Below are 21084 nucleotides of genomic sequence, written 5' to 3'. Positions count from 1 at the left end.
GATGATCATGGCGATGTCCAGAGCTCGCACCGACCCACCACCCCCGGGTCCCCGGCGCCGTGACACGGATCCCGACGTCGGAGGCCACCTCCGAGAGGAGCCCGCCCTGAACACCCACCTCGACGCAGCGCCGCACCCACTCCCCCACGGCGCCGCCTCGCCCGTCCGGCCTCGTCCGAGCCAGCCGGGAGGGCTGTCGTGAACACCGCACGCCTGCTCCTGGACCCGCGGCGACGTGTCGCACCGGTGCCGCGCCGGATCTTCGGCTCGTTCGTGGAGCACCTGGGCCGCTGTGTCTACGGCGGAATCTACGAGCCCGACCACCCGAGCGCCGACGCGGACGGCTTCCGGGGCGACGTCCTCGCGCTCGTCCGCGAGCTGGGCGTCACGACGGTCCGCTACCCGGGCGGCAACTTCGTCTCCTCCTATCGCTGGGAGGACGGCGTCGGCCCGGTCGAGAAGCGACCGGCCCGGCTCGACCTCGCCTGGCACAGCCTGGAGACCAACGCCTTCGGGCTGGACGAGTTCATGCGCTGGGTCGGCAAGGCGGGCGTCGATCCCATCATGGCGGTGAACCTCGGCACCCGCGGCACCGCCGAGGCTGTCGACCTGCTGGAATACGCCAACCACCGCGCGGGGAGCCACCTCGCCGACCAGCGCCGCGACAACGGCGCCGCCGAGGAGTACGGGATCCGGCTGTGGTGCCTGGGCAACGAGATGGACGGCCCGTGGCAGGTGGGCCAGCGGAGCGCGACCGAGTACGGGCGACTGGCGGCGCAGACCGCGAAGGCGATGCGCCGCTTCGATCCCGACCTCGAACTGGTCGCCTGCGGCTCGTCCCATCTAGGCATGCCGACCTTCGGGAGCTGGGAGCGCGACGTGCTGACCGAGGCGTACGACGACGTCGACCTGATCTCGCTGCACGCCTACTACCAGCCGGTCGACGACGACCTGCCCAGCTTCCTCGCCTCGGCCGAGGACATGGACAGGTACATCGACGCCGTCACGGCCATCGCGGACTCGGTCGGCGCGATCCGCCGGTCGAACAAGAAGATCATGATCGCGTTCGACGAGTGGAACGTGTGGTACCAGTCGGCCGCGCCGTCCACGCCGCCCAGCGGCGAGGACTGGCCGGTCGCGCCGCCGCTGCTGGAGGACCACTACAGCGTGGCCGACGCCGTCGTCGTCGGTGGCCTGCTCATCAGCCTGCTGCGGCACAGCGACCGGGTGACCGCGGCGTGCCAGGCCCAACTGGTCAACGTCATCGCGCCGATCATGACCGAGCCGGGAGGCTCGGCCTGGCGGCAGACCATCTTCCACCCGTTCGCCCGCACGGCCCGGCACGCCCGGGGCGTCGTGCTGGACGTACTGCGCGACGGCAGCACCACGACCACCGACCGCTACGGGGTCATCGACGCGGTCGACGCGGTCTCCACCTGGGACGACAGCGCCGCGGAGATGACCGTGTTCCTCGTCAACCGGGTCGTCGACACCCCGGCCGAGGTGACCGTCGACCTCGCCGGCGCCCAGGTGGGCGAGATCGTCGAATGCGTCACCGTGGGCGGTGCCGACCTCGATGCCAAGAACACGGCCGACGGCCCGGACCACGCCGAACCGCGCCCCAACGACACGGTCCAGGCGAGCGACCTCGGCGTCCGCCTGACTCTCGCGCCCGCGTCGTGGACCATGCTGCGGCTGCACGTCACCGACGTGACCCCGTAGGACACCCCGGCCGCGCACCCCCGGCTTTCACCAGGGGGCGCGCGGCCGGGACTTCCCCACCACAGGGAGTACGGAGAATCGCGTCGACGGTCCGACCAGGACCGATAAAATCGCGTCCGAGGAAAACGCGGTGAGCGTCTGTCGAATTAGCGCGTGGATTCCCGGTCCGCTCTTTTTCGCAACGGAATCCACGCGTCAGCAGCGGGTGCCGTCAAAATGCACCCGAGAGACCGTCGACGCAATTATTCGACCGCTGGCGTCAGCCTCCCGTCGATTCGCCGCACAATCGCGGTGTACTCGTCGCGCAACTCCTCGGGAAGCACCCACTCCGGCGCGTCCTGCCATGCCAGCGGCCGGAGAAACCGTCGGATCGACGTCGCGCCCACCGACGTGTGGACGGCGTTCGTCGACGGCCAGGGCCCACCGTGGTGCTGGGCCCAGGACACCCGGACACCGGTGGGATAGCCGTCGAAGACGATGCGACCCGTGCGGGCGGAGAGCACGTCGACCAACCCACGGACCATGTCGGCGTCGTCCTCGGTGCCACGGTGGACGGAACCGGTCAGCGACGGCGGGACGACGTGCAGCGCGGCGTCGAGGTCGGCGGTGTCGTCGTACCGGACCACGATCATGAGCGGCCCGAAACACTCGTCGGCGATCTCGGCGGTCAGCTTCGGCAGGTCGACCTCCAGGAGCCTCGGCGCGACGGCGAAGCCCGCGCCCGTCTCGACCTGCGGCTGCGCCGAGACGCGGGTGCCGGCCCGCTCGAACTCGGCCGCCCGGATCTCGTACGCGTCCCGGATCCGCTCGTTGAGCAGGACCGCGCCGCCCGAGCCGGCGACCCTCTCGCGCAGACCGTCGACGAGCTCGTCACCGCCCCGACCGGCCGGCACGAACGCCAAACCGGGTTTGGTGCAGAGCTGGCCACCCGAGGCGGTGAAGGAGGCGAACAGACCCTCGGCGATCCCCTCGGCCCGGTCGGCGGCCGCGCCGGGCAGCACGACGATCGGGTTCACGCTGCTCAGTTCGGCGTACAGGGGAATGGGATCGGGACGGTCGTCGATGGCCGCCTGGATGGCACGGGCGGCGTTGACCGAGCCCGTGAGGGCCGCCGCACGGATCGCGGGGTGCCGCACCAGCCAACGGCCGGCCTGCTCCCCGTACACGACCCCGATGACGCCATCGGGCCCGCCGAGGTCGCGGACGGCCGCTTCGATGGCGGCGGCGGACGCGTGCGAGGTCAGTGGGTGGGACGGGTGGGCCTTCAGGACCGTGGGGCAGCCGGCGGCGAGCGCGGCGGCCGTATCACCGCCCGCGACCGAGAAGGCGAACGGGAAGTTGCTGGCGCCGAAGACGGCGACCGGCCCGAGGGGTACGAGCATCCGCCGCACGTCCGGGCCCGGTCCGAGCGTCGTGTCGGCGGCGTGGTCGATGGCGGCCTCGACGTACGCCCCGTCGCGGAGCACGTCGCCGAACATCTGGAACTGGACCGCGGCCCGGGTGAGTTCCGAGTCCAGCCGCGCGTGGGCCAGCCCGGTCTCCGCCTCGGCGGCCGCGACCAGGTCGGCCCGGCGGGCCTGGAGGGAGGCGGCGATCGCGTCCAGCAGCTCCGCCCGGCCGTTCCTCCCCAGGTCGGCCAACCAGCGCGTCGCCCGGGACGCCTGGCCGGCGACCACGTCCACCCCTGACTCGTCGGTCTCGGTGAGATCCGTCGCGCGGCGCTGTCCGTCGCGCGGATCGACCGTGCTGACCACGTTCACAGCAGTCCCCTCCTTGCCAGATTGCCCATCAGGTCACGGATGCCGAAGTGCCAGGGCTCGCACTCCTGGGCGTGCCGCACCCGGTTGACCAGGGTGCCGAGCGCCGGGCAGCTGATCCGTACCACGTCGTCGACGTTGTGGGTGAAGCCCTCACCAGGGCTGCCCCGGTCCTGGATGGGCGCGAACATGGTGCCGAGCATCAGGGCGGCGCCGTCGGGATAGCGGTGGTGCGGGCCGATGAGCTGCCGCACCAGGTCCTCCGGGTCGCGCGACATGTGCGTCATCTCCGACACCGCCTCCAGCCGGAAGTCGTCCACGCCGTGGACTTCCAGGCGGACCTCGAGTTCGCGCACCCGTTCCATGCCGAACCGGTCGTCGAAGAGCCGGATCAGGGGGCCGAGGGCGCAGGAGGCGTTGTTGTCCTTCGCCAGGGGAAGCAGCAGCGCCGAGCGGCCCTCGATGTCGCGCAGGTTCACGTCGTTGCCGAGGGTGGCGCCGACGATCCGGCCACTGGACTGGACGATGAGCGTGATCTCGGGTTCCGGGTTGTTCCAGGTCGACGCGGCGAGCACGCCGACGTCGACGGCGGTGCCGACGGCGGAGAGGATCTGCCCCTTGGTGAAGATCTCGGCGTCCGGACCGATCCCCACCTCCAGGTACTGGCTCCACATGCCCTCGGCGACCAGCAGGCTCTTGAGCCGATCCGCCTCGGCCGAGCCGGGTTCGAGGTGGTGCAGGTCGACGCCGATGTCGGCGAACATCCGTTGCCGGATGTCCGCCGCGAGCGCCAGGTCGCCGCGGGCCCGCTCCTCGATGACGCGTTCGATCATCGAGATGGGGAAGGTCACGCCGGCGGCCTTGAGCGCGTGGAGGTCGACCGGGGCCAAGAGCCAGGGCTGGTCGCGGTCGCGGGTCGTGACCGCCGTGTTGGCCAGGATCTCCCCGAAGTCCCCCAGCCGCGCACCGTCGAGCCCGACCACGGTCGCGGCGGGATCGGGCAGCTCGCAGATGTCCCGGACGGTCGCAAACCGGTGGCTCAGGTCGATGACCTCACCGTCGCGGACGACCACGGGTGTGGGGCCGCCGACGGACGGATCCCAGATCCGGCCGATGAGGACGCTGCCCGCGTCGTCCGGCAACGCCTCGGCGGCGGTGCCGACCCAGTCCTCGCGTCGGGGTTCGTCGCTGATCCCGGAACGTGAGGGCACGTCGGTCGCCGTCAATTCGTCGCCCCGGCGAAGCCGATCCGAGCGCACCGCTTACCCATCGTCGCTCCACCGTTACAAGTCGGAGTCAAGTTCATAAATTGCAACGATCGTAGCGACATGTGCAACGTTGTCAAGTGGCGATTGCACATCGCGTCATCTACATTGCACATGATGCAACGAGGGCGGCGACGCCGCGCGGTGCGAGGGGAGACACAGCCTTGGCGCAATCGATCCGCCGCGCGATCGACCTCATCCGTCGATCGGCCGAACGTCCGCTGTCCCTGACGGAGGCCGCGGACGTGCTCGGCGTGCACAAGTCGACCGCCCTACGGATTCTGCACACCCTGGAGTCCGCGCGCTTCGTCCGCCGTACCGGCGCGGGCGCCTACGTGCTCGGCAGCGGGCTGATCGAGTTGGCCGACCTCGCGCTCGGCTCGATGGACCTGCGCCAGCCGGCCGCCGCGCACCTACGTGCGCTACAACGCGAGACCGGCCACACCGTGCACCTGGCGCAGCTGACCGGCGACGAGATCATCTATATCGACAAGGTGGACAGCCCGGCGTTCGACGCCGTCAAGCTCCCCTCGCGGGTCGGGCGCGCGGTGTCGATCTACGCGAGCGCCGTCGGCAAGACCATCCTGGCGTACCTGCCCCTCGCGGATCGCGAGCGGCTGCTCTCGCACGTCGTCTTCGAGAGGTTCACCGACACCACCTTCGCCGACCGCGGCGCGCTCGACGCCGAACTCGCCGACATCCAGGAACGCGGCTGGGCCGTGGACAACGGTGAGCACGACACCTACGTGATGTGCGTGGCCGCGCCGATCAGGGATTCCCGAGGGCAGGTCATCGCCGCCGTCTCGATCACGGCGATCGAGGTCATCGCGAGCCTCGACGAGCTGCGGAGCAATCTGCCGCTGCTGCTGGAGACCGCCAACCAGATCTCGTACGAGATCGGCTACCCACGGCCCTCCGCGACCTGACCGCGCCCCGCCGTCCGGTCTCGTCACTACGGAGGCGGCTCAACTCACGCCAGGTCGCCGAGCGTGGACCGGACCTCGGCGGCGAAGAGGCCCGCCGGGTTGAACGGCATGCCGGTGAAGTGCCCGGCGACCTCCAGGCTGATCACCCCGTGCACGCGGGTCCAGAAGGTCAGCGACCGGTGCATCGACTGATCTTCGCCCCCATGCGAGAAGGCATCTCGCACCGGGGCGAAGATGCGGCGGGCGAGTTCGGTGGCCTCGGCCGGAGCGGCGTAACCCGGCACCGGTGTCCCGTACAGCAGTAGGTAGCGGTGCGGATCGCTTCGGGCCCAGTCACGGATCACCGTTGCGATCGCGGCCAGCCGGTCACCTGGGGTCGCGCCGGCGCCGGCCGCGGCCTCGACCACGTGTGCCAGGTCGCGGTATGCGGCAAGGATCAGCTCGGTGAGCAGGTCGTCGCGACTGGCGAAGTACCGGTAGAGAGCCGGCGCGGTCATCCCCATCTGCTTGGCGATGGCCTTGAGCGACAGCCCCGCCGCGCCGGCCTCGGCGAGTTGCTTCCACGCGTGTGCGCGCACCTCGGCCTGGACCTGCCGCCGATAGCGCTCGCGCGGCCCGACAAGCGACTCCGCCGACTGCTCACCGGCCGTACGAGTCTGGTCCGGCATGCCATACCTCCCCTTCGCGTTGACATCAGGTTACTGCAGTTATATGGTGTAACGGAAGCGAACGACCGTCACCCCCCTGAGGAGTCACCGTGAAGCATCTCCCCGCAGCCACCATCGCCACCCTCCTGATCAGCGGCACCGCGCTCGCCGGCGGGGCCGTACCCGCTCTGGCCGGCGGCACGGCCTTCACCCACCAGCAGCCCGACGGGCACGGCACCGCCGGTCAGGCACAGCAGGTGACCCGCGCCTGGGTTCAGCTCTGGAACGGCGACTACACACTGGCCGAGCGCATCATCTCCCCGGACGTCCGGGTGAGAGCCGCGCTGCTCGACGGCGGCGACGGCAGCGCCGTCAAGGGTCCGCAGGGCATGGCCGACCTGGTCGGCCAGATCCGGTCCGCTTTCCCCGACCTGCGCTTCACCGTCGAGGTCGGCCCGATCATCGACGGTGACCACGTGGTCGTGCGATGGGTCGCCAACGGCACGTACGGCGGAGGCTTCCCCGGCGCGACCGCCGCCCCCGGCACCCAGGTGCGCTTCACCGGCACGGACACGCTGCGCATCAGGCGTGGCCTCATCACCGACTACTGGCTCAACGCCGACACTCTGCTGCTCGTCACGCAACTCAAGGTCACGGCGACCCCCGAGCAGTAGGTCACAGGTCCCCGACCGTGCGGGCGGGACACCGACGGTGCGCGCTGCGATCAACCGCAGCGCGCACCGTGGCGTCAGGGCAGATGGCGGAGGGCGTCCAACTCGGCGAGGTACATCGCCTGCATGCGGTCGTAGTGCCGGACCAGCAGCGTGACCTCCTCGACGCTGTAGCCCTCGACGAGCCGTTCGGCCCCCTCGGCGAACCGCTCGTACGGCCGCGTCAGCTCGGCCATCCGCTCCGGGCGCAGGGTGACGATCACCCGCCGCCGGTCCGCCGGGTCACGCTCGGCCGTCGCGTAACCCGCCTGCTGGAGCCGGCGCAACATGCTGGTCACCGCCCCGGTGGTGAGGTTGGTCCGCTCGGCGACCTGCCCCGCGGTAGCGGACCCGACGTCCGCCAGGTAGTCCAGGCACTCCAGGTCACTCACGGTCAGGCCCAGCCGCTCCGCGATGGCGTACCGGAACACCATGGAGAGTCGGGACATCTCCCGCCCGGCGCGCATGAGGTCGGCGATCGCGGACGCACGGGCCGGCACCTGGGACATGCCCGCAATCATGCCTCCGGCACGGTCACCCGGTGCAGCCGAGGCAACAGGCGGGTCAACACCCAGTGTGGTGCGGTCGCGCCCCCGGTGAGACGGCGCATCAGTCGGCCGGCGGTATCGACGGCGCGGAAGGCGTAAGGCACCATCTCGTCCTGGTAGGCGGCGATCGCCTCCTCCACCGCCCGACCGGTCGCCCGGGCCTCGAGCAGCCTGCGGCCGAGCAGGGCCGCGTCACGGAGCGCGGTGTTACCGCCGTGGGCGCCGAACGGTGGCATGACGTGTACGGCGTCGCCCATCATCGTCGCCCGGGGCACCGCCCACCGCTGCGGGCGTCGGCCGGTGGCGAAGAGGTTGAGCACAGTGGCGTCCAACTCGGCCGTGGCGACCAGCCGTCGGACGAGCGGGTGGAAGCCCGTGCTCATTCCGGCAGCCAGTCGCCAGAGCGCCAGCAGGTCGCCGCGGACGCCGATGGGCACCTCCTCCTGCGGTAGCAGCAGTCCCCACATCACGTAGTCGTCGCCGGTGGGCGCGTAGCTGCCCGGGGCCAGACGCGCGAACGCCTCCCGTGGCCTCTCGCCGAACCGCATGGAGGTGAAGAAGAAGGCGAGGCCGGGTCGATCGGCGATGGACAGGACTCCGCTGTCGCGCAGCGCGTCCGGGATCATGCTCTCCCCGTTGCGGCGCAGGGGCGACCGGCCGTAGATGCCCGCCATCGGCGCGCTCGCCGGGGCCGCGTCGGGCATTAGCTGCGCCCGCAGCGCCGAGCCCACGCCGTCCGCGCCCACGACGACGGTCGCCGCGACGGCCCCGCCGTCGGAGAACCGCAGTCGCAGCCCGGCCGGGCCGCCGCTGTCCACGGCGACGGCCTCCTTGCCGTAGTGGATCCGCCCGTCGAGCCCGGTCTGCAGGATCGAGCGCAGCGTCAACCGATCGACCTGACGGGTCGCGTACGGCTCGTCCTTGAAGGCGATGGTGAACGCGTCCCGGAGTCGGCTGTCGGTGAAGCGGAGGTGTCCGCCGGGCTCGTCGCCGGTGGCCAGCGCCAGGTTGTACAGCGGACGGGGCAGGCTCTCGCGCAACGCCGCCAACCCGTACCGGTCGAGGATGATCCGGTAGCCCTGTCGCCGGACGAAGGGGCCGGGGTCCCGCTCGTAGACGTGCGCGTCGATGCCGGCTCGCGTCAGGTACTGGGCGAGGCAGAGACCGGAGAGGCCGCCGCCGGCGATAACCACCGAGAAGTCCGTCGATATGCCCATGCCGTTATCTTAATGACTAAGATGATTTCCGCAAGGTCGCCCGAGACCACCGGCGGCGATGGTCTTGTGTCCACGCGTCGAAAAGCGAGATCATCACGCATGCTCGACCCCGCAAACGAGGACGACGGGACCGCACCAACCGTCTCCACCCCGCGCTTCGTGGGTCGTGACCGAGAGCTGGCGGCACTCCGGGGCGCCCTGGCCCGGCCACCGGCGATCGTGCTGGTGGAGGGCGAGGCGGGCATCGGCAAGAGCCGGCTGCTACGCGAGTGGCTCTCCGCCCCGGCCCGGCGCACCGCGCTGGTGTCGGTGTGCCCACCGCTGCGCGAGTCGCTCACGTTGGGGCCGATCGTCGACGCGTTCCGGGGCTTCGACAGTCCGGTGTCGCGGCTGCGGCTCACCGCGCTCGCGGGCGCGCTCCGGCCCCTCTTCCCCGAATGGTCCGCGAGCCTCCCGCCCGCGCTGCCGCCCCTGGACGACGCGAAGGCAGCCCGGCACCGACTGTTCCGCGCCCTGGACGAGCTGATGCGGGCGCTGCGGGTCGACGTCCTCGTCCTCGAGGACGCGCACTGGGCCGACGAGGTGACGCTGGAATTCCTGCTGTTCGTCATCTCCCGACAGCACTCGGACGGTCCGAGTCTCGTCATCTCCTACCGGCCCGAGGAGGTCGGCGACGGATCGCTGTTGCTGCGGCTGACGTCCCGGCTGCCCGCTGGCGTGACGCAGTTGAGGATCGCCCTCGCGCCCATGCGATCCGACGACACGGCGGCACTGGTGTCCTCCATGCTGGACGGCAATCCGATCTCGCAGGAGTTCACGACGTTCATGCACGAACGGACCGGCGGCGTCCCGCTGGCACTGGAAGAGTCGGTCCGTCTCATGTGCGATCGGGCCGATCTCGTCTTCCGCGACGGCCAGTGGGTCCGGCTGAAGCTGCGCGAGCTACAGGTGCCGCCGACGGTGCGCGACTCAACCCGGGAGCGGGTGAGCCGCCTGTCGCCCACGGCGCAGCAGGCGTTGCGCGCCGCGGCGACGTTGGCGGAACGGTCCTTAGCGGCGACGATCGCGATGACCGCGGGCCTGTCTCCGACCGAGTGCCGGACCGCCATCGCGGAGGCGGCCAGCGCCGGTGTCCTGGACGGAGACGACCGCGGCAGGTGGCGCTTCCGGCACGTGCTGGCCGCCACCGCGGTCTACGAGTCGATCCCGCTGACCGACCGCAGACACGTTCACCTGCTGGCCGGGCGCGCCCTGGAGCACCTGCACCCGCCGCCCGTGGCGCGCCTCGCCCACCACTTCCGGGAGGCCGGCGAGACCCCGTCCTGGGCGCGGTACGCCGAACAGGGCGCCGAGTTGGCCATCGCCTCGGGCGACCACACCAAGGCGGTCGACATGCTTGTCGACCTGCTGTCGTGGGCCGTGCTGCCGCCGGTGGACCGGGCGCGGGTCGCCCGCATCGCCGGAGTCGCCGCACTGGGCCGCCGGGAGAAGGTCGACCAGGTCTACCACCGGGTTATCCGTACCCTGCGCTCGGTGCTGGAGACCCCCGGCCTCTCCGCCCGGCAGCAGGCCGAGATCCGCAATCCCCTGGGTCGGCTCCTCATCACCGGGGGTGAGGCGCAGGCCGCCCTTCGCGAGCTGGAGCAGGCGGTCGCCAACCTCGACCACGACCCGGTCGAGGCGGCTCGGGCGATGACCTACCTCGGCTGGGCGTACGCGGGACCGTGGCCGGCGTCCACCCATCGGCGATGGCTCGACCGCGCCGCCGACCTCACCGCCCAGATCGACTCCCCCGCCGAGAAGCTGAACCTGGCCGGGAACCGCGCCGCGGCGTTGCTCATGCTGGGCGAGGAGGAGGCCTGGGAGGTCGTCGCCGACCTGCCTCTCGGTGGCTCGACCTCGGCAGAGCGTCTCGACGTGGCCCGCATCCACACGAATGTCGGCACCGGCGCGCTGATCTGGGGCCGGTACGCCGACGCCGAGGAACACCTCGACCTGGCCGTGAGCCTCGCCGAGGTCGAGCAGGCGTCCCGGTTGCAGCACAACGTCCGACTCGAACAGGCCAACCTGGCGTGGCTCACCGGTCGGTGGGACGGCCTCACGGAGACGAGCGCGGCACTCGCCGACGCCGACCGGGACCGGCCGGCACACTACCTGGGCAGTATTCGCCTCGCCGCCCGCCTGGCGGCCGCAGCCGGACGGCGGCGTGTCGCGGAGGAGCAGTTCCGGCTCGTCCTCGAGGAGTCCGCCCGCCTCGGCGCGGCCGACGACACGATGGAGGCCGCCGCGGCGCTGGCCAGGTTGTGGCTGACGGACGGCAACAGCGGCCGAGCCCTGCGGATCACGAACGAGCCGATGGAGACCGTCCGGCGAAAGGGCGTCTGGGTCTGGGCGACCGACCTCGTCCCCGCCCGGATCGAGGCGCACCTCGCCGCCGGTGACCTGACGGCCGCGACACGCCTGACCGACCAGTTCGCCAGAGGACTGCGTGGCCGTACGGCGCCCGCGCCGCGCGCCGCGCTCACCGTGTGTCGTGCCCTGCTGCTCGCCGCGACCGGGGAGCACGCGCGCGCGGCGACGGCGTGGGACCGCGCGGCGCGTGCCTGGAGCGCGTTGCCGCGCCCCTACGACGCGATGCGCGCCCGCGAGCGCCAAGCCGAGGCGATCATCGCGCAGGGCCGGACCGGGCAGGGCGGCGAGCTGCTGGCGGCACAGTACGAGCGGCTGTTCCGGCTCGGCGCCCGCGGCGACGCGGACCGTGTCGCGCAGCGGCTTCGCGAACACGGCGCCGAGGTCCCGCGACTGTGGCGCGGCGGCCGACGCGGGTACGGGGACCAGCTCTCCCCCCGCGAGCTCGACGTGGTCCAACTGGTCGTCGCCGGCAAGACGAACCGGGAGATCAGCCGGATCCTGGCCAAGTCGCCGGCCACGGTGGACCAGCAGCTACGCGCGGCGATGCGCAAGCTGAAGGTGAGCAGCCGGACCGCGCTCGCGGTCAAGGCGGTGGAGGCCGGTGTGTTCGCCGAGGACGAATCCCTCGACAACGCATCGTGAATTTTGACGTATCCGCCGGATAGCTAAGGCCACCCGGCTCATCGAGCATGAGTCCATGATCCATAGCCCATGGGCGATGAATGCCTGAGCGTCCCGTCGTGCCTGACGACCCCACCCTCGAACACCAGCCGCCACCCGAGCGGCTCGGCGAATCGCGCGTCACCCCGCGCGACGCCTCCGACGTACGCGACGCCGACGGTGCCGTCGACCACGAGAGCCACGACCCCTACCAACCCCTGTAGGCGAAGGACCCCGATGAGATTCAAAGCCCTCGCGGCAACGCTGGCCGCAGCGGTCAGCCTGAGCATGCTCCAGCCGATACCGGCGTCCGCCGCCGAGCCGGATCCCGGCACGGCGGCCAGGAAGATCGCGCCGAGCCTGAAGGACCGTTTCCGCGCGCAGCCGGCCTCCGACTTCTGGATCACGTTCGACACGAAGCCCGACCTCGGGCCGGCGAAGAAGATCGCCGACTGGACCGCCCGTGGTCAGTTCGTCTACGACGCGCTGACCACGGCGTCGAAGAGCTCCCTGGCCTCCGTCTCCACCGAACTCGACCGGGCCGGGGTCAAGTACACCCCCTACCCGATCGCCAACGCCGTACTCGTCAAGGGCGGCACCGAGAAGCTCGCTCTCGACGTGGCCGCGCGGGCGCAGGTCGCCGAGATCCACGCCACGCCGCAGGTCGCCCTGGTAGAGCCCGTGGAGAAGGAGCTCCCCGCTGACCAGGCTGCCCGACCCGCCGCCCCGAAGGCCGGCGCGGACGACGCCATCACGTGGGGTCTCGAGGCCATCCACGCCCCGCAGGCATGGGCCATGGGCGCCAGCGGCGCGGGTATCACCGTCTCCAACCTCGACTCGGGCGTCCAGTTCGACCACCCCGCCCTGTCGCGTCAGTACCGTGGCGCGAAGCCGGACGGCACCGTCGACCACAACTACAACTGGATGGCCACCCGGGGATCGTGCTCGGCCGCGCCGTGCGACGACAACGGGCACGGCACGCACACCATGGGCACCATGGTCGGCGTCGACGGCACCGACCACGTCGGCGTCGCCCCGGACGCGCAGTGGATCGCGACGAACGGCTGCTGCGAGAGCACCGGTGTCGAGTCGCTGCTGCGCTCCGGCTGGTGGCTGCTCGCCCCGACCGACCTCCAGGGCAACAACCCCGACCCGTCCAAGCGCCCCCACGTCGTCAACAACTCGTGGGGCCAGACCGTCGAACACGACTTCGACGACTTCTTCCAGGCCATCGACGAGGCCTGGACCGCCGCCGGCATCTTCAGCACCTGGTCGTCGGGCAACACCTCGCCGTACGCGGCCTGTGACACGGTCTCCTCGCCGGGTTCCGCGGCGACCGCCTACTCCGTCGGCGCCTACTCGGAGGACGGCACGCTCGCGTCGTTCTCCCGCAAGGGCGCGGGTGAGGGCGGTCGGATCAAGCCCGAGATCTCCGCGCCGGGTGTCAACGTCCGCTCGTCCTACCCGAACAACAGCTACGTCGAGATGGCCGGTACGTCGATGGCGGCACCGCACGTCGCCGGCGCGGTCGCGGCGCTCTGGAGCTACGACCCGACCCTGATCGGGCAGGTCGACGAGACCCGTCGCCTGCTCGCCGAGTCGGCCACCGACGTCGACGACACCGAGTGCGGCGGCACCGCCGAGCTCAACAACAAGTACGGCGAGGGCCGGCTCGACCTCGTCCGCCTGCTCGAGCTCGCGCCCCGCAAGGGTGGCACCCTCACCGGTGTCGTGACCGCCAACGGCGCCCCGGTCCCCGCCGCAGAGGTGACGATCAGCGGGCCGTTCAGCCGGTCGATCGGCACCGACAAGGACGGCCGCTTCACGACGAACCTGCCGGTCGGCGAGTACCAGCTCACCACCAAGGTGTTCGGCTACCTGACCGCGACCGCCACCGTCACTGTCACCCTCGGGCAGGACACCTCCGTCACGCTGCCGCTCACGGCCGCCGCGAGGCACGACATCAGCGGCCGGGTCGTGGACGACAAGAAGCGGCCCGTGCCGAACGCGGACGTCGCGATCCGGGACACGCCGCTGAAGCCGGTACGCACGGACGCCAACGGCGCGTTCACGATCACCGGTGTCCCCGAGGGCGCGTACAAGCTGGCCGTCACCCCCAACGCCTGCTTCTCGCCGAAGACGCTCCCGCTGACCGTGGGAGCACAGAACGAGTCGCCCGAGATCCCGGTCGGGCTCGTCGTCGACAAGGGCGGCTACAGCTGCGCCGTCACCGAGGGCGAGTACCTGCGCGGCACCGAGCCGGTCACGTTCGGCAGCGGTGTGTGGGCGACGGTGAAGCTGCCGTTCCCGATCGCGCTCTACAACGGCAGCCACGACACCCTCGGCGTCGGCCTGCGCGGCATCATCTCTCCCGACGGCAGCACCAGCCCCGGCTACGGCGGCGCGGGCGCCTTCCCGTTCTACATGGAGAGCCCCGTCGAGTTCGCCCCCGGCGGTGGTGTCTTCACGGCCGCCACGAAGGTCGACGGTGAGGACGCGTTCGTCGTCGAGTACCGCAACGCCAAGCTCTGGGCCTACCCCATCCGCTCGGAGTACACGGAACCGGTCAACTTCTCGGCCACGTTCACCCGCTCGGGCACGATGATCTTCGGGTACGGCGACGGCGTCGGATCCGACGATCCGGTGACCGCCGGCGCGAACGGCGTCACCGGCATCCAGGGTTGGGCCGGCGTCGACGGCATCCGGTTCTCCGATCACTCCCCGGTGCTGCGCGACGGGATGATCGTCACCTACGACCTGCCGGACTTCGGGTACCTCGACGCGACTGTCGTGGACAAGAACGACGGCCTGCCGGTGGCGGGCGCCAAGGTCTCCTTCAGCACCAGGGACGGCCTCGTCGAGGCCGTCACGACCAACGGGACCGGTATCGTGCACCGCCAGCTTCCGCTGGGCGACTACACCATGACGGTCGAGGTGCCGAACTACACGGCCGGGTCGTACCCGTTCTCGCTCGACAAGCTCTACGCGCAGGCGAAGATCGACGCGCGCCTGACCACGGGTGTCGCCGGCCTGAAGGCCGACGGCCTCGAAACGCTGTTGGGTACCGACCAGAACGGCGTCGGCTCGCTGACGCTGACCAACACCGGCTCCGCCCCGCTCACGTACGACCTGGGCGAGGCCGCGCGGCACCCCGAGCTCGACGCCACCGGCGCCACCGCGCGTACCGGCACGGGCGCGGCAACCACGATCGACCTCGCCGGCTGGAAGGCCGGTGCGAGCGGTATGAAGCCGTCCAGCACCGACAGCAAGGCCGCCACGTCGAGCACCGCGGAGGCCCAGGCGGCAGCCAAGGTCGGCGCGACCTCCGGCGGAGACGTCATCACCCGGATCAAGATCCCCGGCGCGATCGAGGACAAGGAGCCCACCGGCGTCGGGTACGACGGCGACGTCTGGGTCCACGACTACAACGCGCGGACCAACACGGCCTACACGGTGACCGGCAAGAAGACACCGAAGGTCTTCGACGCGGCGTGGAACCCCGACTACCGGGCCTTCGACATGGCCCTGGACACCAAGACCGGTGACATGTGCCAGATGGAGGACAGCCCGGCCAGCTCCATCCACTGCTTCAACCGGGACACCGGCAAGGAGACGAGGCAGATCAAGGGCGACTTCGTCACCTCGCAGCTGACCGGTCTGGCCTACAACCCGGCCAAGGACGTCTTCTACGTCGGGGGCCGGCGGAACGGCAAGATCGGAACCGTGGCCGGTACGTCGCACGACAACCCGGGCGCGCTCCTGTCCTTCTGCACCCCGCCGCTGTCCGAGATCATCGGCCTGGCCTACAACCAGGCGTCGGACACCATCTGGTACACCGACCTCACCTCGAACCGGCCCACCCGCCTGCTGCAGGTCGACCCCGACGACTGCTCCCTGGTGAACGCGTGGTGGTTCCCGGGCCAGAAGGCGAACCAGGGCGGCGGCCTCGAGACCGACTCGTCCGGAGCGCTGTGGGCGGTCGATCAGGTCGCCGACGACGTCGTCCTCGTCGACGTCGAGGACGATCTGCTCACCGACCTGCCGTGGCTGTCGCTCTCCTCGACCGGCGGCACCCTCGCCCCCGGCCAGTCGACGACCGTCCAGGTCTCGATCTCGTCGAAGGACGCCAAGCCCGGTGTCCTCGGCGCGAACATCGTCGTGCGGTCCGACTCCGGACGCCAGTCCAAGACGTACGTGCCGGTGACGCTCACGACCACGAAGTACCAGGTCGGCGTCAACGCCGGCGGCGCTACGCGCACCGACGGCACCGGCTACACCTGGTCCGCCGACCAGCCGGCGAGCAAGAAGGCATGGGGCTACGAGGGCAAGACGAAGGTCACCTCCACGAAGGCCCCGATCGCCGGCACGACGGACGACCTCCTGTTCCAGTCGCAGCGCACCACGCCGGAGAAGCAGTTGTTCTACCGCTTCCCGGACGCGCCCAAGGGCACCTACGCGATCGACTTCGGCTTCGCCGAGATCGAGAAGGCGCCGAAGGGCAAGCGGGTGTTCGACGTCCTCGTGAACGGGACGCTGACGAACTACGCGTACGACCCGGCCGCCGCCGTGGGGCCGAACACCGCCGACTGGCGTACCGCAGTCGTCCAGCACGACGGCGGTCCGCTGACGGTGGAGTTGCGGGGCTCGAAGGGCCTGAAGGCCCCGAGCATCGCCGCGCTGCGGGTGACGCTCGACCCGCGGGCGGACGCGGCGGAGCCGGATCCCCAGCCCGAACAGCCGGAGCCCGGCCCGGTGCCGGTGGCGCCCGCCGGTCGCTCGTACTCGATGAAGGTGACCGAGGGGCTCTACCGCCAGGGCACCCAGGAGTCCGGGTGGTACGGCGACGACCTCTGTGGCCCGTTGTGGTTCAGCTCCGACTACCTGCAGCCGTTCTACGACACGGCCTGGGACGGCGTGTGCGTCACGACGAACGGCACGCTCGTCTTCGACCGCGCCTCCACGTCGGGGAGCAACACGGCGCTGCCGTCGCCGTACCCGATCGACGCGATCTACCCGTTCTGGGACGACCTCGTGGTCGACGACGAGGCGGGTATCTACTTCGGCACGACCGAGGTGGACGGGGTGGCAGCGCAGGTCATCGAATGGCGCAACGTCGCCTTCTTCGCTGACCCGAGCGCCCGGGTGAGCTTCTCGGTCACCCTGATCGCCGACGGACGGATCCAGATCGGGTACGGCGACGGCGTCGGCGGCGACAACCCCCTCACCAAGGGGTCGTCGGCGACGGTCGGTGTGGAGAGCCTGAACCGCAACCCCGCGGGCCAGTACTCCTTCAACGAGCCCGTCCTGAAGGCCGGCCTGGGGCTGGAGTACACGCTCCCGGCCTCCGGCACGATCGAGGGCACGGTCACCGACAAGAACGACGGCAAGCCAATCGAGGGCGCGGTCGTCACGCTCAAGGGGCCGGCCGGTGAACGGGTCATCACCACCGACGTGAAGGGCCGGTGGAAGGCCCAGGCGCTGGTCGGCGGGAACACGGTGCAGGTGGAGGCGCCGAACTACGTCACCGCCAGCCACCCCGTGACCATCGCCAAGAAGGACCAGGCCGAGGTGGTCGACACGGCGTTGACCACGGGCATCGCCACCGTCGCGGCTGCTGACCTCGACTGGCTCCTGGACAAGGGCCAGAAGGCGACGGCCGATGTGACCGTCACCAACACCGGCTCCGCACCGCTTGAGGTGCGGGTCAGCGAGCAGAAGCGCACCGATGACGGTGGGCACGAGGCTGCCGACCTGCCGTGGCTGACCCTCACGGGCCCGGCCGCGACCGGCCCGGTCACGCTCGCGGCCGGCACGTCGACCACGGTCACGGTGACGGCCGACAACGCCGGCATCAAGCCCGGCGTACTCGTCGGGGACGTGCTCGTGGCGTCCACCGCCGGCAAGGGTGAGAGCCAGCTCAAGCCGGTCCGCCTGGCGACGTCGGCCTACTGGAAGGGCGTCGACGCGGGCGGGTCCGGGTACGTCGACGCCGCGGGCTTCTTCTGGGCGCCCGACCAGGCGCTCGGCTCGCGGCAGTGGGGCTACGTGGGTGGTAAGGCGCACACCACCAAGGCCGACATCGCCGGTACGACGGACGACGCGCTGTTCCGCACCCAGCGGACCGGCGACACGTTCAGCTACGTGTTCAAGAACGCCCCCGCCGGCACGTACCGGATCGGCCTCGACTTCGCCGAGCTCGAGAAGGTCAAGGTCGGCAAGCGCGCCTTCGACGTGCTCGCCAACGGCGAGGTCGTGCTGTACGACCATGACGTGCAGGCGAAGGTGGGCGCGTTGGCCGTCGACACGAACACGGTCACGGTCGAGCACACCGGTGGCGATCTGACGATCCAGTTCACCCGGGAGAAGGGCGAGGGCGACCCGATCCTCAACGCCCTGAAGGTGCAGGAGGACCCGCGCCTGAAGAGTTAGCCGCTCACTGGTCAGAGCCTCCCCGGCGACGTCGCCGGGGAGGCTCTGCCGTTTTCCGCACGCGCCGCACCGATCCTTACGCGCTTGACGGGAAGCCGGCCTTCTGCTGAACTTTTATCTATGCAGATAACACCGGAGGTCGATCGAAAGACGCAGATTCTGGAGGCGTTCGTCGAGCTGCTGGCCGAACACGGCTACGCGGGGGCGACGTTCGCGCGGATCGTCGAGACGGCGCGACTCAGCAGCACACGGCTCATCACATACCACTACGACACCAAGCAGGAGTTGGTCGCCGCGGCGTTGCGCCACATCGTCGACCGGGCGCAACAGGTCATGGTCCCGGCCATCGAGGCTGAGTCGACGGCACGTGGCAAGCTCGCCGCGTACCTACGCTCGAACTTCCGCTTTCTGGGCGAACGACCGGCGTACGCCCGCGCGGCCGTCGAGATCGTCCGCAACCTGCCCAGGGACACGGCGGGTGCGGATGTTCGCGAGGACGTACCGGTGATGCTGCTGGCGCACCTGTTCATCGCCGGCCAGGAGTCCGGGGAACTGCGCACGTTCGACCCGGTGGTGATGGCGGTGACGGTCCGCGCCGCCGTCGACGCCGCTGTCGAGCGGTTCGCCAGCGGTGGAGGGTTGGACCTGGCCGCCTACGCGGAGGAGTTGTGCGCGCTCTTCGATCGCGCGATCGCCGTGGACCCCGCCGCACGTGATCTCGGCGAGGTGCTCCCGTGAGGCCGGCCAGGAACGCCGACCAACAGGTGGTGGCCGGTGCCGAGGCGACGCGTACGAGCCAGAGCGCGCGCCGCGCTCTGGTCGGACGAGTCGTCGTCGACGTCGTCCTGCCCCTGGTCGCCTACTACGCGCTTCGCGCCCTGGGCGCCGGCGTGCTGGCGGCCACCCTCGCCGCCGGGGCGGTTCCCGCGGCGAACGCCGCCCTGGTCGCCGCACGCAGCCGGCGGATCGACGTCGCGGGCCTTGTCGTCGTCAGCCTCTTCCTGGTGGGAGGCGCGCTGAGCGTGGTCACCGGGGACGCGCGGCTGCTGTACGTCAAGGACGGCTGGCTCACCGGTCTGCTCGGCGCGTGGGTGCTGCTGTCGCTGGCCATGAAGCGACCGTTCATGCTCCACCTCGGCACGGCCATCGCCACGGCAAAGGTCGGTGATGCTGGCGCTGCGGCGTGGCAGCGGCGCTGGACCGACGATCCCATCTTCCGGCGCCGCCTGCGCCTGGTGAGCGTGGTGGTCGGCGTCGTGCTGATGCTGGACGCCGTGGTCCGCGTCGCCATCGCGTCAGTGATCGACCTCGACGCGGTCGCGACGGTCACCAACGTGCAGTACGTTGTCATGCTCGCCGGCCTGCTGTCCTGGTTCTTCTGGTACACCGCCCGGCACGGGCTGCGCGCGTGAGCACGAAGGCCGGTGCGCACGTCGCCGTCCTCGCCGTCGGGGCCACTGGTCACCTGTTGCCCGTCCTCGACGTCATCGAGGAGTTGCGGGCCCGCGGGCACCGGGTCACCTGTTTCGCCCCGGACGTCGCGGCACCCGCTGCGCGACGTGCCGGCGCGGACGTCGTGACGTACGAGTCCACGCTTGTCACGCGCCCGTCGTCGGCGGTGCCACCGGCCGATTTCGCGGTGTGGCTCCCGTTCGTGCTCGTGGCGGAGGCAGCCGCCGTCGTACCGCAGATCATCCCCGTCCTGCGCGGCGACGTTCCCGACGTCCTGCTCTACGATCGGGCCGCGCATCCGGCCGGCCGCGCGCTGGCGCAGTTGCTGAATCGGCCGGCGGTGGCGATGTTCCCGTCCTTCGCACAGGGGCCGGCGTGGTCCTTGGCCGCAGCCACCGGGCAGACGAGCGTCCTCGACCCCGCACATCCCGCCTTCACCCCGTTGCAGGACCAGCTCGACCAGTTCTCCGCTCGCTGGGGACTGGAGCGCGGCACCGTACGCGACCTGGCCGAGGCACGCGAGCGGCGATCGATCGCGTTTCTCCCGCGCTGGTTTCAGTGGAACGGGGAGGGCTTCGGCTCGGACCACCACTTCGTCGGACCGTGCCTGCGCGCGCGGCTCGGCACCGGACCGGCAGTGCACGAGCGCGTCGTGTACGTGAGCGCGGGCACCGCGGCGGCCGAGCCCGAGGCGCTACGGCCACTGATCCGAGCGGCGGCCGCCGCGGCGCCCAACCGCCGGGTGCTCGTGTCCACCGGCGGGCTCCCGATCGCCGCTCTCGGGACGCTGCCCGACCGGGTCGAAGCCCACGAGCACGTCGACCAGCTCGCGGCGTTGGCGCAGGCCGACCTGTTCGTCACGCACGCCGGGATGGGCAGCGTCATGGAGTCCCTATGGTTCGGCGTCCCGATGGTGTGCGCGCCGCGTACCAGCGAACAGCATGTCGTCGCGGCACGGGTCGAGGCTCTCGGTCTCGGAGTGAACATGTCGAACGGTGCTGGTCCGAGCAGCGACGTCGAGGCCGGCATCCGCGACCTCACGCACGATCCGACGATCCGTGAACGTCTGCGTACCGCGTCGGCGACGGTGCGGGCGGCGGGCGGGCGGCGGGCGGCGGCGGACGCGGTGGAGATGGCCGTCGCCTCCGACGGGGATCCGGTCCACGCCTGACCGGAAGCGGATCCTCAGACATTGACACTCCTAATCGCGTGATCTAGCGTCGAGTCGAATCGGTTCGACCGCGGATCTGGTGCTCCGGCACCCTCCGACGGTCGGTCGCGTGGTGTTCGGGCGAACGTTGTGGGCCACCGACGATTCGACGACCACCCTGTCCCGCAC

The 21084-nt window shown here is 70.8% G+C and carries 14 protein-coding genes; 9 read left to right on the top strand and 5 right to left on the bottom strand.

Features of this window, described 5'->3' with window-relative positions; all coding sequences use genetic code 11:
* The first annotated feature begins 198 nt into the window (after window positions 1-198).
* Window positions 199-1722: an alpha-N-arabinofuranosidase gene (locus ACLQ25_RS25315; RefSeq protein ID WP_425733287.1), complete on the top strand. Its 1524-nt coding sequence runs from the start codon at window positions 199-201 to the stop codon at window positions 1720-1722.
* A 242-nt stretch (window positions 1723-1964) separates the two neighbouring features.
* Here ACLQ25_RS25315 and ACLQ25_RS25310 read toward each other — a convergent pair whose 3' ends face one another.
* Window positions 1965-3482, bottom strand: a complete 1518-nt coding sequence (locus ACLQ25_RS25310; protein WP_425733286.1) for an aldehyde dehydrogenase family protein — start codon at window positions 3480-3482, stop codon at window positions 1965-1967.
* Entirely contained in the window at window positions 3479-4690 is a 1212-nt protein-coding gene (locus tag ACLQ25_RS25305; RefSeq protein WP_425733285.1) for a fumarylacetoacetate hydrolase family protein, read from the bottom strand. The genes ACLQ25_RS25310 and ACLQ25_RS25305 overlap by 4 nt, the downstream gene beginning before the upstream one ends.
* 218 nt (window positions 4691-4908) lie before the next feature.
* Here ACLQ25_RS25305 and ACLQ25_RS25300 point away from each other — a divergent pair, with 218 nt between their 5' ends.
* Window positions 4909-5670 carry an IclR family transcriptional regulator gene (locus tag ACLQ25_RS25300; RefSeq protein WP_425733284.1) on the top strand — a complete coding sequence of 254 codons (762 nt, stop codon included), beginning with the start codon at window positions 4909-4911 and terminating at the stop codon, window positions 5668-5670.
* A 44-nt stretch (window positions 5671-5714) separates the two neighbouring features.
* Here ACLQ25_RS25300 and ACLQ25_RS25295 read toward each other — a convergent pair whose 3' ends face one another.
* Window positions 5715-6338, bottom strand: a complete 624-nt coding sequence (locus ACLQ25_RS25295) for a TetR/AcrR family transcriptional regulator (RefSeq protein WP_425733283.1) — start codon at window positions 6336-6338, stop codon at window positions 5715-5717.
* An 89-nt stretch (window positions 6339-6427) separates the two neighbouring features.
* Here ACLQ25_RS25295 and ACLQ25_RS25290 point away from each other — a divergent pair, with 89 nt between their 5' ends.
* Complete coding sequence (locus ACLQ25_RS25290; RefSeq protein ID WP_425733282.1) at window positions 6428-6991, top strand: ester cyclase; 564 nt, start codon at window positions 6428-6430, stop codon at window positions 6989-6991.
* A gap of 74 nt (window positions 6992-7065) precedes the next feature.
* On the opposite strand, the gene ACLQ25_RS25285 is transcribed toward ACLQ25_RS25290, so the two are convergent.
* On the bottom strand, window positions 7066-7536 hold the full coding sequence (locus ACLQ25_RS25285; protein WP_425733281.1) for a MarR family winged helix-turn-helix transcriptional regulator: 471 nt from the start codon (window positions 7534-7536) through the stop codon (window positions 7066-7068).
* 8 nt (window positions 7537-7544) lie between these two features.
* Window positions 7545-8792 carry an FAD-dependent oxidoreductase gene (locus tag ACLQ25_RS25280; RefSeq protein WP_425733280.1) on the bottom strand — a complete coding sequence of 416 codons (1248 nt, stop codon included), beginning with the start codon at window positions 8790-8792 and terminating at the stop codon, window positions 7545-7547.
* Window positions 8793-8891: 99 nt separating this feature from the next.
* Here ACLQ25_RS25280 and ACLQ25_RS25275 point away from each other — a divergent pair, with 99 nt between their 5' ends.
* From ACLQ25_RS25275 to ACLQ25_RS25250, 6 genes are all read left to right on the top strand, one after another.
* Window positions 8892-11846 (top strand): ATP-binding protein, encoded by a 2955-nt coding sequence (locus ACLQ25_RS25275; protein ID WP_425733279.1) that lies wholly within the window; start codon window positions 8892-8894, stop codon window positions 11844-11846.
* Window positions 11847-11944: 98 nt separating this feature from the next.
* Window positions 11945-12088, top strand: a complete 144-nt coding sequence (locus ACLQ25_RS25270; RefSeq protein WP_425733278.1) for a hypothetical protein — start codon at window positions 11945-11947, stop codon at window positions 12086-12088.
* A gap of 13 nt (window positions 12089-12101) precedes the next feature.
* Window positions 12102-18293, top strand: a complete 6192-nt coding sequence (locus tag ACLQ25_RS25265; RefSeq protein WP_425733277.1) for a S8 family serine peptidase — start codon at window positions 12102-12104, stop codon at window positions 18291-18293.
* Window positions 18294-18413: 120 nt separating this feature from the next.
* A complete protein-coding gene (locus ACLQ25_RS25260) occupies window positions 18414-19031 on the top strand; it encodes a TetR/AcrR family transcriptional regulator (protein ID WP_425733276.1) in 618 nt (205 codons plus the stop codon).
* The gene (locus ACLQ25_RS25255) at window positions 19028-19705 is read left to right on the top strand and encodes a VC0807 family protein (protein ID WP_425733275.1); all 678 of its coding nucleotides are present in this window, start codon (window positions 19028-19030) and stop codon (window positions 19703-19705) included. The genes ACLQ25_RS25260 and ACLQ25_RS25255 overlap by 4 nt, the downstream gene beginning before the upstream one ends.
* Entirely contained in the window at window positions 19702-20916 is a 1215-nt protein-coding gene (locus ACLQ25_RS25250; protein WP_425733274.1) for a nucleotide disphospho-sugar-binding domain-containing protein, read from the top strand. The genes ACLQ25_RS25255 and ACLQ25_RS25250 overlap by 4 nt, the downstream gene beginning before the upstream one ends.
* Window positions 20917-21084: the final 168 nt, after the last annotated feature.

Source organism: Micromonospora sp. DT44, from assembly GCF_049841635.1.
In the GTDB taxonomy this organism is placed as follows: domain Bacteria; phylum Actinomycetota; class Actinomycetes; order Mycobacteriales; family Micromonosporaceae; genus Micromonospora.
This window is presented reverse-complemented; position numbering and strand designations above follow the sequence as displayed.